Below are 16158 nucleotides of genomic sequence, written 5' to 3' on the forward strand. Positions count from 1 at the left end.
GATCAGGCCTTCTGGTGCGTCATCGCGTAATCGATGGCGTTTTTGACAGTGGTGATCTTCTCGGCATCTTCGTCCGGGATCTCGATGCCGAACTCGTCTTCCAGCGCCATCACCAGTTCCACCGTGTCGAGGGAGTCTGCGCCCAGGTCGGCCACGAAGGCCTTCTCAGGGGTGACCTGACCTTCTTCCACGCCGAGTTGTTCGGCAATGATTTTTTTTACACGTGCTTCGATATCGCTCATAAGTCCCTCTGAGGGTGGTTGGATGACAAGACCATCATTTTAGCCGGGCTAGAAAGGTGCCTCTAGGCGGCCCGCCGGACGGCTCATCGGCGGAGGAAATGCAAGGAAGCTCAGGACATGAACATGCCGCCGTTGACATGCAGTTCCTGACCGGTGACGTAGGCCGCCTGGGGGCTGGCCAGGTAGGACACGGCATGGGCAATGTCTGCCGGCTTGCCGAGGTGCCCGAGCGGAATCTGGCCCAGCAAGGCTTTCTGCTGCTCTTCCGGCAGGGCGGCGGTCATGTCGGTTTCGATGAAGCCGGGCGCCACGCAGTTCACCGTGATGTTGCGGCTGCCCAGCTCTCGCGCCAAGGCGCGCGTCATGCCCGCCACCCCGGCCTTCGCAGCAGCATAGTTGGCCTGCCCAGCGTTGCCGGAGGCCCCCACCACGCTCGTGATGCTGATGATGCGCCCATAGCGCTGCTTCATCATGGGGCGGATGACCGCGCGGCTCAGGCGAAACACCGCCTTGAGGTTGGTGTCGAGCACCGCATCCCAATCGTCATCCTTCAGCCGCATGGCCAGCATGTCGCGGGTGATGCCGGCGTTGTTCACCAACACCTGAAGGCCACCATGGGCCTTGGTGATCTCATCAATCAGGGCGTCGACCGCGCCCACGTCATTGACATTCAGCGTGGCGCCTTGGGAACCCGCTGCAACACCAGGCACAGATGCCAGCACCGAACTGATTTTGGCGGCACCCTCAGCGGTCGTGGCGGTGCCAATCACGATCAGACCGCGCGCGGCCAGTTCCAGGGCGATGGCCGCGCCAATCCCGCGCGAAGCACCTGTCACCAGGGCCACTTGCCCCGCAAATTTGATTTCAGACATCGTCGTCTCCTCGATCAGGTCAGCAAGGTTTTCACATCGGCCAGCGTGGCCGGATCGAACAAGGCGACACCGCTCATGTCGGCGTCAATGCGCCTGACCATGCCAGCGAGCACCTTGCCAGGCCCACATTCAACCAGGGTGGACACGCCCCGCGCCTTCATGGCACTCACACACTCCACCCAACGAACTGGGCCAAACGCCTGCCGATACAGGGCATCCCGTATGCGCAACGCATCGGTTTCCACCGCCACGTCGATGTTGTTGAGCACCGGAATCTGCGGCGTGGCAAAAGCCGTGTCGGCCAGCCGCAGCTTGAGCTTTTCGGCGGCGGGCTTCATGAGGCTCGAATGAAAGGGTGCCGACACCGGCAGCGGCAATGCGCGCTTAGCACCGTTGGCCTTGAGCACTTCGCAAGCTTTTTCAACGGCCAACTTGCTGCCAGCGATGACCGTCTGCATCGGGTCGTTGAAGTTAACGGCCTCAACCACCTCCATGCTCCCGGCTCCCATCGCCGCCTGCACTTCTGCGCAGCCTGCGATCACCTGGGCAGAGGACATGCCGAGAATCGCGGCCATGGCCCCGATCCCTACCGGCACCGCCTCTTGCATGGCTGCGGCGCGGAAACGCACCAGCGGTGCAGCCTGGGCGAGCGTCAACACACCCGAGGCGACCAAGGCTGAATATTCACCCAAAGAATGACCGGCAACGACGGCTGGCAGCGCACCACCCTCTGAACGCCACATACGCCATGCCGCCACGCCCGCGACCAACATCACGGGCTGGGTGTTCGTGGTCAGGGCCAGTGCCTCCTTGGGGCCCTCCTTGATCAGGCGGCCCACATCCTCACCGAGCGCATCGGACGCCTCCCGCAGGGTTTCAACGACCTCGGGGTGGTCGGCCCAGGCGTCGAGCATGCCAACGGCCTGGGAGCCCTGGCCAGGAAAAACAAATGCAAATGAAGTCATGGTCGGTAGAAACGAAGAATCCGTCGGGAGGGCTCTGCAGCGAGCGACTTTGCTCAGAAGTCCAGCAAGACCGAGCCCCAGGTGAACCCGCCGCCCACACCTTCGAGCATCAGGGTGTCACCTTTTTGCACCTGCCCCAGACGCACCGCGTGATCAAGGGCCAGAGGAATGGACGCGGCAGACGTGTTGCCGTGCTGATCGACCGTGACCACCACTTTGTCCATCGGCAACTTGAGCTTTCGGGCGGTGCTGGCCATGATGCGGATGTTCGCCTGGTGCGGAATCAGCCAGTCAATGTCAGCCTCCGTCCTGCCCGCCTTGGCAAGCACAGCCCGCGCGGTGTCCTCAAGCACACCAACCGCCAGCTTGAACACCGCCTGGCCGTCCATTTTGAGCAACGGATCGCCCAGGATGTGGCCACCGGAGACATGACCCGGCACACACAGGATGCCGGCGTGCTTTCCGTCGGCATGGATGTCGGTGGCCAAAATCCCGGGCGTGTCGCTGGCCTCCACCACCACCGCACCAGATCCGTCGCCGAACAACACACACGTGGTGCGATCGTTGAAGTCGAGCAGCCGAGAGAACACTTCTGAACCGACCACCAGCGCTTTGTTGGCACTGCCGGTGCGGATCAGCGCGTCGGCCACGGTCAGGGCATAGATGAAGCCGCTGCACACCGCTTGCACATCAAACACCGGGCAGCCAACAATGCCCAGCTTGTGCTGGAGGATGGCTGCGGTCGAAGGAAAGACCATGTCAGGCGTCGACGTGGCCACGATGATCAGGTCGATGTCTTGCGCTGAAACACCGGCCGCGTCCATCGCTTTGCGGCACGCTTCGGCCGCCAAGTCACTGGCGAACACACCGTCAGACACGAAATGACGTGCCCGAATGCCAGTGCGCTCTACGATCCATTCGTCGCTGGTTTCAACGCCCGCCGCGGCCAACCGAACCACCATGTCGGCGTTGGTCAGTCGCAAGGGGGGAAGGCAACTGCCTGTGCCGGAAATACGGGCAAAACGTGTCATGCGAAAGGGAGGGGTAACTGGGCGCTACAGCGTCGGAATGCTCTTGAGGTCGCTGGGGATGCCCTCCGGAGCGATGAGCGGTGCCGCATGGGCAATGCGCTCCTTCACCTTGTCGAGCAGCTGATTCTGGGCCGCATCATAAGCCCGGGCCAGCGCCTGCTCAAAAGCGAACGCGTCTGCCGAGCCGTGGCTTTTGAACACCAAACCACGCAACCCCAGCAGGGCCGCACCGTTGTAACGACGGTAGTCCATGCGCTTTTTAAATGCAGATATCACTGGATAAGCAAACAAGGCACCGATTTTCGTGAAAATACTGCGAGAAAACTCAGCCTTGATGAAACTGCCGATCATCGTCGCCAAGCCTTCGCTGGTCTTCAGTGCCACGTTGCCAACAAACCCATCGCAGACCACGATGTCGGTCGTGCCTTTGAAAATGTCATTGCCTTCGACATTGCCAAAAAAATTGAGATCACCGGTATTGGCCGCATTTCGAAGCAGAACACCTGCTTTTTTGATCACCTCGCTGCCTTTGATGAGCTCTTCGCCCACATTGAGCAACCCGACCGTAGGTTCCTCACGGCCAGTGATGGCCACGACCAGCGCAGAGCCCATGACCGCGAACTGAAGCAGGTGTTCGGCGGTGCAGTCCACGTTGGCGCCGAGATCAAGCACGGTGGTGGCGCCACCCAGCGCATTGGGCATCTGACTGGCAATGGCTGGCCGGTCGATGCCATCGATTGTCTTCAGCAGATAACGGGATATTGCCATCAGGGCGCCGGTGTTGCCAGCAGACACCACAGCCTGGGCAGCCCCATTTTTCACCTGCTGAATCGCCACTCGCATGGAAGAGTCTTTTTTCTTGCGCATGGCCACCTCCACAGGGTCGTCCATGGCAACGACTTCACTGGCCGCGACGACGCGGCAGCGAACGTTGTTGAGCACTTGCGGCCAAGGGCGGAAAGCCTCCGGCTGACCCACTAGCAAGAGTTGCGCCTGAGGATGACTGCTCAAAAAGGCCGCACAGGCCGGCAAAGTGGTTGCCGGACCGACATCCCCCCCCATGCAATCCACTGCGACGGTGATCATGTCAACATCCCGATATCGGCACGCAGGGCGCACCAAAAATGAAAAAAGCCCGCATGGATCATGCGGGCCTGTACCTGACCTGCGGCCCTAGAGCCTGACGCGAGAACGCGGCAGTGCCCTGACCAGCAGGCAATTCAGGCTTCTGACTTGTTTTTCAGCACCTGGCGACCACGGTAGAAGCCATTGGGACTGATGTGGTGGCGCAGGTGAATTTCGCCAGTGGTCGGCTCCACGGCGATGCCCGGCACGTTCAGCGCATTGTGCGAACGGTGCATGCCGCGCTTGGAAGGGGACTTTTTGTTTTGCTGGACGGCCATGGTGGGCTCCTGAATTCGGTGGTGGTGACGGGTGCGCTTGCAGCCTGAATGGACATCGCCATCAGGCCCAGCCAACTGGAAGCCAGCGCAAAGCCTAGGATTATAGCCCGAAGGTGGCGCCCCTGCCAAACTCAGACTGCCCGCTCATTTCCGGAGTCGGGCCAGTGCCGCAAATGGGTGGGGGGGGGTAGAGGGCTCTTCTGGTGAAGTGGCCGAATCATCCACAACCGCGGGCAAGGGCGCCGGACAGGTTTCATGCATGGGCACCAAGGGCAAAGCCATCAACAGTTCATCTTCCAGCAAGTCCAGCAAGTCGGGTCTCGGCTCCAAGGCCAGCACGTCCTCTTCGCTTTCGTCGTCTTCGGCCTCTGCCATGGTCTCGTCAGCCACGAATCTGAACCAGCGATCCACATCCAGCCGGGTGATCACCGGCGCCAGGCAACGCTGACAACTCAACGGAACATCGGCACTCGCTTGCAAATGCATCCACACACCAGGAACTCCTCCGTTGCCCGGGCGCATCTCTCCACGTGCCTGCCATGCAATCATGGTTTCACCTCCATGATCCGGAACACGCTCAGCCAACAGGCGTTTCAAAGAGCTGAGGGGCAGGTCCGCCTGAAGCGCGGCGCCCGCTTCGGCAAACGCGCGAACATCAAGCCTGCGCGGGTTCCAAGTCTTGCCGGAATTCGTTTTCATTCCGGCAGTGTAAAAGAACCGTCCGTCGAACCAAGGGACAATATCCCCATGCCAGACGTTCCCGCCACCACACCCGACACCATCCAGCGACCACTTGTCCTAGGATCCACCTCCCGCTACCGCAGGGAATTGCTCGACCGACTGCGCGTGCCCTTCGAGACCGCCAGCCCGCGCGTGGATGAAACCCCGGCACCCGGCGAAGCGCCACAGGCGCTCGCCCTGCGACTGGCTTTGGCCAAGGCACGCGATGTGGCGCAACGGTACCCAGAGGCCATCGTGATCGGCAGCGACCAGGTGGCTGACCTCGACGGTATGGCGCTGGGCAAACCCGGGACACACGAACGCGCGGTCGCCCAGTTGCGCTGCATGCGCGGCCAGACTGTGATTTTTCAGACAGCAGTCGCCGTGGTGTGCCTGGCGAGCGGCTTTGAACAGGTCGATCTCGCGCCGGTCCGGGTGGTGTTTCGGACATTGACGGACGCCGAGATCGAACGCTATCTGCTGGCCGAACAACCCTACGACTGCGCAGGGAGCGCCAAGAGCGAAGGCCTGGGCATCGCGCTGCTGGAGCGCATCGACAACGACGATCCCAGCGCCTTGGTGGGTCTGCCACTCATCCGCACCTGTCAGATGCTGCGCGCGGCAGGAGTGCACATCCTGTGACACCCCTCTCCGTTGTGCCCGGCGCGCTCTATCTGGTGCCCACACCGCTGGACTTTGGCTGTCTGACGGATGGTGAAGTGTCCGCACCCATCGCCCAGTGCCTGCCGGGAAACACGCTGGCGATTGCCGCCCAGCTCACGCACTGGATCAGTGAAAACGCGAAAAGCACCCGGGCCTTCCTCAAGCGCGTGGAGGCACTGAACGGCTTGGCCGCGCCGCTTCAAGCACAACACATTGCCGAACTGCCGCGACAGGCCCATAAAAAGGGAGACCACGCTCCGGCCACCTCCAGCGACGCCGAGGCACGAACCCTGTTGGCCCCCGCGCTGATGGGGCATGACATGGGCCTGGTGTGCGAAGCTGGCATGCCCGCGATCGCCGACCCAGGCAGTTCCATCGTGCGTGCTGCCCACGCCATGAATCTGGAGGTGCGGCCGCTCGCGGGCCCCATGTCGCTGATGCTGGCCTTGGCCGCCAGCGGGCTCAACGGACAGGATTTCGCTTTCGTGGGCTACGTGCCCCAGGACCCGGCACTGCGCAGCAAGCGGCTGCGTGAACTGGAGGCCGTGGCGCTCAAAACGGGGCAGACGCAGATCCTGATTGAAACGCCTTACCGCAACGCCGCCCTGCTCCAGGCCCTGCTGCAGACCCTGCACCCGCACACCCGCCTGGCGGTGAGTTGCGGGCTGAGTCTGCCTCAACAAAGCACGCGCAGCGCACTGCTCAGCGAATGGAAAAACCGCGGGCTCGGTGCACAGCTCCCCCTGAACCTGCCAGCGGTTTTCCTGATCGGGCGCTGAAGGCCTCTGGGCGCGGATCAGCCCAGTGCGGCCCGCATGTGCGCACGAACCGCGTCGCTCAGCTCGGGATTGGCCAAGGCCAGGTCGATGGTGGCCTGCAGGAAGCCCTCTTTGCTGCCGCAGTCGTAGCGCGTGCCTTCGTAGCGGTAGGCATACACCTTTTCGGTACCGATCAGGGCGGCAATGCCATCGGTCAGCTGGATCTCGCCACCCGCGCCGCGAGGCTGGCGGCGGATGCTCTCGAACACCGCCGGTGTGAGGATGTAGCGGCCCGCCACCGCCAGGGTCGACGGTGCCGCCTCAGGCACAGGCTTCTCCACCATACCGAAGACTTCGGCGACCGTGTCGATGACACCATGCACATCCACCACACCATAGCGTCGGGTGTCCTCGTGCGGGACATCCTGCACAGCGAGCACGGTGCCGGGGCTCTTTTCATAGGCAGCCACCATTTGCTGGAGCACAGAATGCCCCCCAGCCTTGCCCACCATCAGGTCATCGGCCAACAAAACCGCAAACGGGTCATTGCCCACCACCCGCTCAGCGCACAAAACGGCATGACCCAAGCCCAGCGGGCGCGGCTGGCGGATGAACACGCAGTCCATGTCGTCGGGCTTGATGTCGTGCACGATCTGGAGCAGCTCGGTCTTGTTGCCACGCTCGAGTTCGTATTCGAGCTCGAAAGCTGCATCAAAATGATCTCCGATGGCACGCTTGTGACGGCCCGTGATGAAGATCATTTCCCGGATACCGGCCGCGTAGGCTTCGTCGACCGCGTACTGGATCAGCGGCTTGTCGACCACCGGCAGCATCTCCTTGGGAATGGCCTTGGTGGCGGGCAGGAAACGCGTGCCCAAACCACCCACGGGAAAAACGGCTTTTTGAATTTTCATTGATTAACCCTGTTGTTACTTGAATTGCAGCGGCTATTTAAGTTGCAGACCGGCCGCTCGGGCGGCCCTGAAAGCGCCCTCACCCATGCTCACACCCAGTTCACGAGCAAGGCGCATGCCCACATTTTCCCGCTGGGTGTAGTCCACGATGTCTTCCGCCTTGACAATTTCACGGGCCACATGGTCAAGGCTGCCCAAACCGTCGGCCAGGCCCTGAGTCACCGCCTGCTGGCCGCTCCAGACGAGCCCACTGAAGGTGTCCGGGGTTTCCTTGAGGCGCTCCCCGCGCCCTTTCTTCACCACCTGGATGAACTGTGTGTGGATTTCGCTCAACATGGATTGCATGTGGGCGTTCTGGGTGGCGTCCTGGGGGCTGAACGGATCGAGCATGCCCTTGTTGGTGCCCGCGGTCATCAAACGCCGCTCCACACCCAGTTTGTCCATCAGGCCGGTGAATCCAAAGCCATCCATCAGCACACCAATGCTGCCCACCAGGCTGGCTTTGTCGACGTAGATTTCATCGGCCGAGGCAGCGATGTAGTAAGCGGCCGACGCGCAGGTCTCTTCCACCACCGCATAAACCTTTTTATTGTGCAACGCCTTGAGGCGTGTGATCTCGTCGTTGATGATGCCAGCCTGTACCGGACTGCCGCCAGGTGAGTCAATCAGCAGCACGATCGCCTGGGCACCGCTGTCTTCAAAGGCCGAACGCAAAGAACTCACGACGTTCTCTGCGCTCGCTTCGGCACCCGACGCGATCTCTCCCTTGATGTCAATCACCGCCGTGTGCGGTGTGCTCACGGCGCTGCCCATACTCGCCTGACTGAACCACAGCCACACAAAAAAGGCGATCAGCGCGAGCCACAGCAACCGAGAAAACAGCTTCCAGCGACGGACCGACTGCTGCTCCCGGAGCGTGGCGAACACCAGTTTTTCAATGGTCTCGCGCTCCCACCCGGTATTTCCACGTGGCCCAACAGGAGAATGGGGAGAGAGGTTCAAAGGGTCGTCGTTCATGTGTGCACTGTTCAAAAAACCAGGGGCTGGAAGGGGTATTGTGCCTGCCAGAACACCACGCCATCGCGCTCGACCAGTGGCACCGTGACCAGTCCTCCGCGACAGGGGCCACCACTGCAGGCCCCACTGGCAGGTTCGTACATCGCGCCGTGGGTGGCGCACAGCAACCATTGCCCGCTGTCGTCAAGAAAGCGGTTGGGTTGCCAATCCATCTCCATGGCCACGTGCGCGCATCGGTTCAGGTAGGCATGGACTTGCCCCCGAAAACGGATCGCAAAAGCGCGACAACTTTGCCCGGCGTACACCACATCAAATGGCACCGCGACACCCCCGTTCACAAGGTCACGGCCATTGCACAAGGCCTGCAGGGCATCACCCTCGGTTGGGTTCATGGTGTGGCGTCAAGCGTGTTGGTCCAGCCAGTCGTGCAGTTCGCGAACCGAATGCGCAACGAAACGCGGCGCGAGCGGCGCGAAGCCCCCTGGCTCGTGCGCGCCATAGCTGACACCGACACTCACACACCCCGCGTTGAGCGCCATCTGCAGGTCGTGGGTGGTGTCCCCGATCATCAAGGTGCGCCCGGGGTCCACGCCAAACTCGCGCATCAACTCTTGCAGCATCAATGGACTGGGCTTGCCAGCGGTCTCGTCAGCGGTGCGAGAACCGTCGAACAACCCCTGCAACTCCACGGCGTGGAGCGCCTCGTCCAACCCGCGACGGCTCTTGCCCGTCGCCACGGCCAGCCAGTGATGGCGCGACTTGAGTCCCGACAACATCGGCAGCACGCCATCGAACAGGCTGATGTCGTTCTGGTGGGCCAGATAGTGATGCCGATAACGCTCGCCCAGCACCGGGTATTGGTCGGCGGGCACATCGGGTGCGGCGTGCGCCAGCGCCTGCATCAACCCAAGCCCGATCACATAACTCGCCGCCTCATGGGTGGGCACCGTACCACCGACATCCCGAACCGCCGCCTGAATGCAGCGCACGATGATGGCGGTGGAATCAAACAGGGTGCCATCCCAGTCGAAGGCAATGAGGTCGAATTGGCGCGGGCGCATGGGTTGTGGTGTGAAAAGATGTTCAGATTATCGGCGGCGCGCCCAACAAAAAAGGCACCCGCAGGTGCCTTTTTCCAGTCGTTGGAGGGACTCAGATGCGGAAACTCTCGATGTCCTTGCCCGCCGCCAACGCCGCGCGCACCCACTCGGGCTTGCGACCGGGGCCACCTGCCCAGAGTTCGCCATTCGGACCCTTGTACTTCGCGGCCGCCTTGGATTTGGTCTTGGCCGGCTTCTTGGTGCCCGCCGCACCGCCCAGGTCGGCCACGGTGATGCCGTATTGCTTCATTTTCGCCTTGATGTCGGCGATGGCGGTCGACAATTCATCCTTGCGCGCCTGTTCGGCCTGCGTCATCAACGCTTGCGCTTGGGCCATCAGTTCGGTATACGTTGCCATTGTTTGTCCTTTATAAGCTCGGTTGACTTCCAACGATTGAGCGCCCTGTCGAGGCTCGGGCCGAATTCTAATACCAAATTCAGCTGCCCGCCCAAGTTTGCAACTCTGGTGGCAATTCAGAATGTAACTCCAGTGATTCGCCAGAAATCGGATGCGTCAGCCGCAATCGCCAAGCATGCAAGAACATGCGTTTGAGCCCTGCCCTGCCCAATAACCTGTTCAGTTCAAAGTCACCGTATTTGTCGTCACCGGCAATCGGATACCCTGAATGCGAAAGATGTACTCGGATCTGGTGCGTTCGCCCGGTTTTAATGGTGACTTCCAGCAACGTAAAGCCCAATGAACAGGCCCCCGATAACCCAACTGGCGCATCCAGTTGCTTGACCACCTTCACCAAGGTCACCGACTTCATCCCCTCCGGATCGTCCTTGCTGGTGACCCGAACGCGGCGCTCGCCGTCGGGCAACAGGTATTTGTGCAAGGGCTGATCCAGTACCTTGAGTTTGGCGGGCCAGACACCTTTGACCAGCGCGAGATAGGTCTTGCCGGTTTCCCGTTCACGGAATTGGTCCTGCAACGCCTTGAGCGCGCTCTTCTTTTTGGCAATCAGGAGAATGCCGCTGGTTTCGCGGTCGAGCCGGTGCACCAATTCGAGCAAGCGGGCCTGCGGTCGGGCCTGGCGCATTTGCTCGATCACGCCGAAACTGACGCCGCTGCCACCATGCACGGCCACCCCAGCGGGTTTGTCGATAGCGAGAAACGCCTCATCTTCATACACCACCGGAAATTCGCGCGCCGGCGCCGGGTGCGCAGCCTTTTCTTCCGCCCGCTCCGACAGGCGAATCGGCGGAATGCGCAATACATCACCGGCAACCACACGATCATCCGCCCCCACACGACCTTTGTTTCGCCGCACCTCGCCCGAGCGGATGATGCGGTAAATGTGGGTTTTGGGCACCCCCTTGAGGACCCGGATGAGGAAGTTGTCCAGCCGCTGGCCGGCCGACTCTTCATCGACCGTGAGGAACTGGACCGCCGCTGCGGACGAAATGGTGGGCTTGGAATTCAAGGAAAAACCGCTGGAAATACCGGCCACACCGACCGGGGGAGCGCACTATAATGCGCTGCACCAGTCGTGTGCTGTAAGTGATTGATTTCCTTGAGTTTAAGGCAGTCACCGTAAGCAGACTCCCCGAGCATCGGATGCCAGGGACCCGGCTGGAACAAGTTGCCACCCGCTGCACCCAAGTCTGGCTGCCGCTCCCGACGCCTTCTTTGATGAGGCTGGAGCCGCACCTCGACCAGGTGGACGCATCGGGCGAAACCATCAGAAAACTGCGAACCCGAATACGGAATAACCCAATCGCCCAGCCAAGCTCCCCCTAGCGCCATTGACGCACAGGAGCCTGCTGGGTGAGGATGAAGTGAAGCCAGAGACCTCACCGGCGCGATCCATGTCCCAGACAGCCATCAAGCCCTCCCTGCTCACCCAAGTCCACGCGCCTACGCCCTGACCCGGCGGTTCGACGCGGCACACCCAGCGTGCCCCGCCTCGAACAACCCCACACACCCGGCCCGCGCCGGGTGGGCACCGGGTCGGTGGCTCTCCGGCAATTCCTCCCCTCGTTCGCGCTTTTCCGCTGGTTCACGGCAGGTCGGTGCCTGGATTCGTCCTGGCACCATGTCAGTGTCAGACCGAAGGAAACGCATCATGAAACGCATGCTGATCAACGCCACGCAGGCCGAAGAGCGCCGCCTGGCGATCGTGGACGGGCAGAAACTGCTCGACTACGAAATCGAAATCGAAGGGCGCGAACAGCGCAAGGGCAACATCTACAAGGCCGTCGTCACCCGCGTCGAGCCCTCGCTGGAAGCCTGCTTCGTCGACTACGGTGAGGAACGCCACGGCTTCCTGCCGTTCAAGGAAATCTCGCGCCAGTATTTCGCCGCCGGTGTGCCGGTCAACCAGGCCCGCATCAACGACGTGATCCGCGAAGGCCAGGAACTGCTGGTCCAGGTCGAGAAGGAAGAACGCGGCAACAAGGGCGCGGCCCTCACCACCTTCGTGAGCCTGGCCGGCCGCTACGTGGTGCTGATGCCCAACAACCCGCGCGGCGGTGGCGTGAGCCGCCGCATCGAAGGCGAAGACCGTCAGGAACTCAAGCAGGCGCTGGACCAGCTCGAATACCCCAACGGCATGAGCATCATCGCGCGCACCGCCGGCATCGGCCGCGACGCGCCCGAGCTGCAGTGGGACCTGAACTACCTGCTCAAGCTGTGGAACGCGATCGACGGCGCGGCGCAGGGCGGCAAAGGCGCCTACCTGATCTACCAGGAATCGAGCCTGGTGATCCGCGCGATCCGCGACTACTTCAACAGCGACATCGGCGAGATCCTGATCGACACCGACGACATCTACGAACAGGCTCACCAGTTCATGAGCCACGTGATGCCGGAACACGGCCACCGCGTCAAGCGCTACCGCGACGACGCACCGCTGTTCAGCCGCTTCCAGATCGAACACCAGATTGAAACCGCCTACAGCCGCACGGTGAACCTGCCTTCCGGCGGCGCCATCGTGATCGACCAGACCGAAGCGCTGGTGGCGGTGGACGTGAACTCGGCGCGCGCCATCAAGGGCGGCGACATCGAAGAAACCGCCACCCGCACCAACCTGGAAGCCGCCGACGAGGTGGCGCGCCAGGCCCGCCTGCGCGACCTCGGCGGCCTGATCGTGATCGACTTCATCGACATGGAAGAGTCGAAGAACCGCCGCGAAGTGGAAAACCGCCTGCGCGATGCACTGCGCCAGGACCGCGCCCGCGTGCAGTTCGGTGCGATCAGCAAGTTCGGCCTGCTCGAAATGAGCCGCCAGCGCCTGAAACCGATGCTGAGCGAAGGCTCGTCCATCCCCTGCCCGCGCTGCGGTGGGTCCGGCCACATCCGCGACACCGAAAGCTCGGCGCTGCAGATCCTGCGCATCATCCAGGAAGAGTCGCTCAAGGACAGCACGGCCGCCGTGCTGGTGCAGGTGCCGGTCGAGGTGGCCAGCTTCCTGCTGAACGAGAAGCGCACCGAGATCACCAAGATCGAACTCAAGCAGCGCATCAACGTGCTGCTGGTGCCCAACAAGTCGCTGGACACGCCGAACTACAAGCTCGAACGCCTCAAGCACGACGACCCGCGCCTGGACAACCTGGACGCCAGCTACAAACTGGCCGACGAAGCGGACGACGCCACCGGCTTCACCCGCCGCAGCCAGGAGCGCACCAACAAGCAGGAACCGGTGATCAAGGGCGTGCTGCCCGATGGTCCGGCGCCTGTGGCCGCGCCCAAGCCGGAAGCACCGGTCGCTGCCGCTCAGGCACCCGTCGCCGTCGCGCCTGCGCCTGCAGCAGTGCCCGCCGCGAAGGCCGCTCCGGCCGAACGGGGATTCTTCGGCTGGCTCAAGAACCTGTTTGCTGGCAGCGATGCGGCGGCTCCGGTGGTGACGCCTGCCGCGGCAGTGCCCGCACCGGCCCCCGCAGCGGACGCCAGCACCCGCGACGCACGCGGAGAGCAGCGTCGCGACGGTCGCGGTGCCCGCGGAGGCCGTTCCTCCGATGGCCGGGGCCCGCGTGAAGGTCGAGGAGAAGGACGCGAAGGCCGTGAAGGACGCGAAGGCGGCCGTGGCCCACGCGGCGAGGGACGCAACGGTGAAGTGCGTGGCGAAGGCCGCAATGGCGAGCGCCGCAACGACAAACCGTTGGGCGAAGCCCGTGTCGACGGCCGCGGCGAGGGTCAGGGTCGCCCGGAAGGTCAGAACCGCGGTGAAGGCCGCAACGGCAACCGTCGCGACAACCGCCGCGAGGCACCCGCTGTGGATGCGCCAGCACTGGGCGTGTCTGCTCCGGTGGCCGAGACCAGCGAAGCGGGCGAAGGCCAGCGTCGCGAACGCCGGGGCCGTGGGGGCGACAACCGCCGCCGCCCATCCGAGGTCGAAGGCAACGAGATCGCCGCGGTCCATGACGCGGCCAACATCCCATCGCCCGAAGTGCAGGACAACCCGTCCGAGGCGGTGGCTGTCGAAGGGGATGCCGACAACGCCCAACGCGCACCTCGCGAGCGCCGCAGCCGTGATCGTTACGGCCGTGACCGCCGCGAACGTGCTCCACGCGAAGGGGACGCTGCAGAAGGCACCACCGCCGAGACACCTGTCGAAGCCCCGGCGTTTGTGGCTCCGGTGGCCGAGGCAGACACCGACCGGCCGACGCGCAGCTACTTCAGCCAGCCGGCCGCAGCTGAACCGGTGCCACCGGCACCTGTGATGACCGAAACCGCTTCTGCAGCGCCGGTGGCGGTTGAGGCACCGCGCGCCGCTGCCCCAGTGATCGCCGAGGCGCCAAAGCCGGTCGCCGTTCGCGCGCCCATTGAGGCCGCCCCCGCAGCACCCGCTTCCGCCGCCGCAGGCTTGCCCAAAGTGACGCCGTACACGCTGTCGATGGACGACCTCCACCAGGTGGCGCAGACCAGCGGTCTGGAGTGGGTCAACTCCAACGCCAGCAAGGTGGCCGAGGCGCAAGCCGCGATCGCGGCCGAACCCAAGCCCATCCATGTGCCGCGCGAACCCAAGCCGGTGGTGGTGGCCGACGAAGGGGCCTTGGTGCTGGTGGAGACCCGCAAAGACCTGAGCACCGTGACCCTGCCCTTCGAAGGCCGGTGATGCCCAGAACCTGCCGCTGAACAGGTGGCAGACGACAAAAAGCCGACCCGAGGGTCGGCTTTTTGTTTTGTGCTCAGAAGGGGCTTGTTGACCCAGACCCAGGGGTCCGTCAGTCCGCCAGCAGTGCCGCCTTTTTCCAGGCCGCCTGCGCCGACGCTTCGTCGCCCCGTTCTTCAGCCAGCGTCGCCAGGGAGCACCAGGTGCGCCGCAACAGCGCTGGCTCGCGCAGGCTGTGGCTGGCTTGTCCGAGCAGCTGGGCGGCCTTGCCCCAGAGCTGGCGCTGCACACAGGCCTGGCCGGTCAGGTATTGGAGGTAGGCGTTGTTCGGCCATTGGCGTTGACTCTGCTCCAGGCGCGCGAGCCATGCGGCATCCAGTTGGGGCAGCCCCGGCTCCAGTGCCTGCACCAGTTGACGCTGCTGGTTGGCGTCCAGGGCTGAAAAGCCTTGCCACACGGGCGCCAGCCAGGCACCGGACATCCCCACCGCCTGCTGGGAGGACACCTCGCTGGCATCGGTCGCGGCGATGCGGTTGGCGCGCTCGGCGGCCGCGAGCGCCAGCTCGGGCATGGCGCGCTCTGTGGCATCCAGGCGCTCCCACACGGCCTTCAGCTGGGACAGGTCGTGCGCCTCGCGCAGCGCGTCCAGCGCCAACCCGCGCACGATGCTCCGTGAAGCATCCGGAGAGAAGGCCCGGTGTTTGGCCAGCAAGCGCGCCGTTTCCAGCGCTTCGCTGGTGTCGCCGCCGAGCCGGGCCACGCGCAGCTTGAGGCGCAGCGCTTGGATGCGGCGCCCCGCACCTTGCGGCAGTTCGGCCAGGTGATCGCGCGCGGCCTGGACGTCGCGGTCCTCCACAGCCCAGCGCGCTGCACGCAGCAAGGCGCCTTCACGCGCTTCCGGCGAGATTTTCGCCAGCCTGGGGTGGAGTGCGGCCTGCAGGTGCTCGTCGCGCGCGCTGCGGTTTTGCAGCGACTGGGCCGCCTCGGCCACCAACAGGTGGGCCAGCAGCTGCAGCTGCTGGCGACGCGGCCACTGGGCCGAGGGCTGGGCGTTGAGCTGCTCCAGCGCAGCCAGGCCGGCGGCCCGGGCACGCACAAACCGGCCGGCCAGCAGCTGGGCCAGCGCGTCCATCACGGCGCCCACGACAGCGCGCTCCACCTGCTGGTTGCGCCAGCGCTGGGCCTGCAGGGGCAGCTCCTTGAGCACGGCGATGGCGCGCATGGCCAGGTACAGCAGCACAAAACCACCGATCAGGCAAAACACCACGAAGTTGAACGACACGTCGAACCGGTACGGTGGCCAGAACAGGGTGACCATGGCCTGGTTGTGTCCCACGAGCAGGGCCAGCGCGACGGCCAGCGCGGCCAGACCCAGCAGCCAGAACACGCTGCGCATGGCGCCGACCTGACGGTGTT

The 16158-nt window shown here is 63.5% G+C and carries 17 protein-coding genes; 3 read left to right on the plus strand and 14 right to left on the minus strand.

The window, feature by feature from the left end; all coding sequences use genetic code 11:
• Positions 1-2 precede the first annotated feature (2 nt).
• The 7 genes from acpP to IV088_RS15690 form a co-directional block, all read right to left on the minus strand.
• Positions 3-242 carry an acyl carrier protein gene (gene acpP / locus IV088_RS15660; protein WP_236964308.1) on the minus strand — a complete coding sequence of 80 codons (240 nt, stop codon included), beginning with the start codon at positions 240-242 and terminating at the stop codon, positions 3-5.
• 110 nt (positions 243-352) lie between these two features.
• Positions 353-1114 (minus strand): 3-oxoacyl-ACP reductase FabG, encoded by a 762-nt coding sequence (fabG, locus tag IV088_RS15665; RefSeq protein WP_291103911.1) that lies wholly within the window; start codon positions 1112-1114, stop codon positions 353-355.
• A 14-nt stretch (positions 1115-1128) separates the two neighbouring features.
• Complete coding sequence (gene fabD, locus IV088_RS15670) at positions 1129-2079, minus strand: ACP S-malonyltransferase (RefSeq protein ID WP_291103913.1); 951 nt, start codon at positions 2077-2079, stop codon at positions 1129-1131.
• A gap of 53 nt (positions 2080-2132) precedes the next feature.
• Positions 2133-3110: a beta-ketoacyl-ACP synthase III gene (locus IV088_RS15675; protein WP_291103915.1), complete on the minus strand. Its 978-nt coding sequence runs from the start codon at positions 3108-3110 to the stop codon at positions 2133-2135.
• Between the two features lie 24 nt (positions 3111-3134).
• Positions 3135-4196 carry a phosphate acyltransferase PlsX gene (gene plsX / locus IV088_RS15680; RefSeq protein WP_291103917.1) on the minus strand — a complete coding sequence of 354 codons (1062 nt, stop codon included), beginning with the start codon at positions 4194-4196 and terminating at the stop codon, positions 3135-3137.
• A 134-nt stretch (positions 4197-4330) separates the two neighbouring features.
• On the minus strand, positions 4331-4513 hold the full coding sequence (rpmF, locus tag IV088_RS15685) for a 50S ribosomal protein L32 (protein ID WP_019575026.1): 183 nt from the start codon (positions 4511-4513) through the stop codon (positions 4331-4333).
• Positions 4514-4657: 144 nt separating this feature from the next.
• On the minus strand, positions 4658-5212 hold the full coding sequence (locus IV088_RS15690; RefSeq protein ID WP_291103919.1) for a YceD family protein: 555 nt from the start codon (positions 5210-5212) through the stop codon (positions 4658-4660).
• 48 nt (positions 5213-5260) lie between these two features.
• On the opposite strand from IV088_RS15690, the gene IV088_RS15695 reads away from it, so the two are divergent.
• Positions 5261-5875, plus strand: a complete 615-nt coding sequence (locus IV088_RS15695) for a Maf family nucleotide pyrophosphatase (RefSeq protein WP_291103921.1) — start codon at positions 5261-5263, stop codon at positions 5873-5875.
• Entirely contained in the window at positions 5872-6675 is an 804-nt protein-coding gene (locus tag IV088_RS15700) for an SAM-dependent methyltransferase (RefSeq protein ID WP_291103922.1), read from the plus strand. Before IV088_RS15695 ends, IV088_RS15700 begins: the two co-directional genes overlap by 4 nt.
• 17 nt (positions 6676-6692) lie before the next feature.
• On the opposite strand, the gene galU is transcribed toward IV088_RS15700, so the two are convergent.
• From galU to IV088_RS15730, 6 genes are all read right to left on the minus strand, one after another.
• A complete protein-coding gene (galU, locus tag IV088_RS15705; protein WP_291103924.1) occupies positions 6693-7568 on the minus strand; it encodes a UTP--glucose-1-phosphate uridylyltransferase GalU in 876 nt (291 codons plus the stop codon).
• Between the two features lie 33 nt (positions 7569-7601).
• Positions 7602-8585, minus strand: coding sequence for a S49 family peptidase (locus IV088_RS15710; protein ID WP_291103926.1), 984 nt, complete (start codon positions 8583-8585; stop codon positions 7602-7604).
• Positions 8586-8596: 11 nt separating this feature from the next.
• Positions 8597-8977 carry a Rieske 2Fe-2S domain-containing protein gene (locus tag IV088_RS15715; RefSeq protein ID WP_291103928.1) on the minus strand — a complete coding sequence of 127 codons (381 nt, stop codon included), beginning with the start codon at positions 8975-8977 and terminating at the stop codon, positions 8597-8599.
• 9 nt (positions 8978-8986) lie between these two features.
• Positions 8987-9646: an HAD-IA family hydrolase gene (locus tag IV088_RS15720; protein WP_291103930.1), complete on the minus strand. Its 660-nt coding sequence runs from the start codon at positions 9644-9646 to the stop codon at positions 8987-8989.
• A gap of 91 nt (positions 9647-9737) precedes the next feature.
• Entirely contained in the window at positions 9738-10043 is a 306-nt protein-coding gene (locus tag IV088_RS15725; protein ID WP_236964297.1) for an H-NS histone family protein, read from the minus strand.
• A gap of 79 nt (positions 10044-10122) precedes the next feature.
• Positions 10123-11112: an RluA family pseudouridine synthase gene (locus tag IV088_RS15730; RefSeq protein ID WP_291103934.1), complete on the minus strand. Its 990-nt coding sequence runs from the start codon at positions 11110-11112 to the stop codon at positions 10123-10125.
• A gap of 642 nt (positions 11113-11754) precedes the next feature.
• Here IV088_RS15730 and IV088_RS15735 point away from each other — a divergent pair.
• On the plus strand, positions 11755-14745 hold the full coding sequence (locus tag IV088_RS15735; RefSeq protein WP_291103937.1) for an Rne/Rng family ribonuclease: 2991 nt from the start codon (positions 11755-11757) through the stop codon (positions 14743-14745).
• Positions 14746-14854: 109 nt separating this feature from the next.
• Here IV088_RS15735 and IV088_RS15740 read toward each other — a convergent pair whose 3' ends face one another.
• A complete protein-coding gene (locus IV088_RS15740) occupies positions 14855-16138 on the minus strand; it encodes a heme biosynthesis HemY N-terminal domain-containing protein (protein WP_291103980.1) in 1284 nt (427 codons plus the stop codon).
• Positions 16139-16158 lie beyond the last annotated feature (20 nt).

Source organism: Hydrogenophaga sp. (assembly GCF_018780075.1).
Lineage (GTDB): Bacteria > Pseudomonadota > Gammaproteobacteria > Burkholderiales > Burkholderiaceae_C > Hydrogenophaga.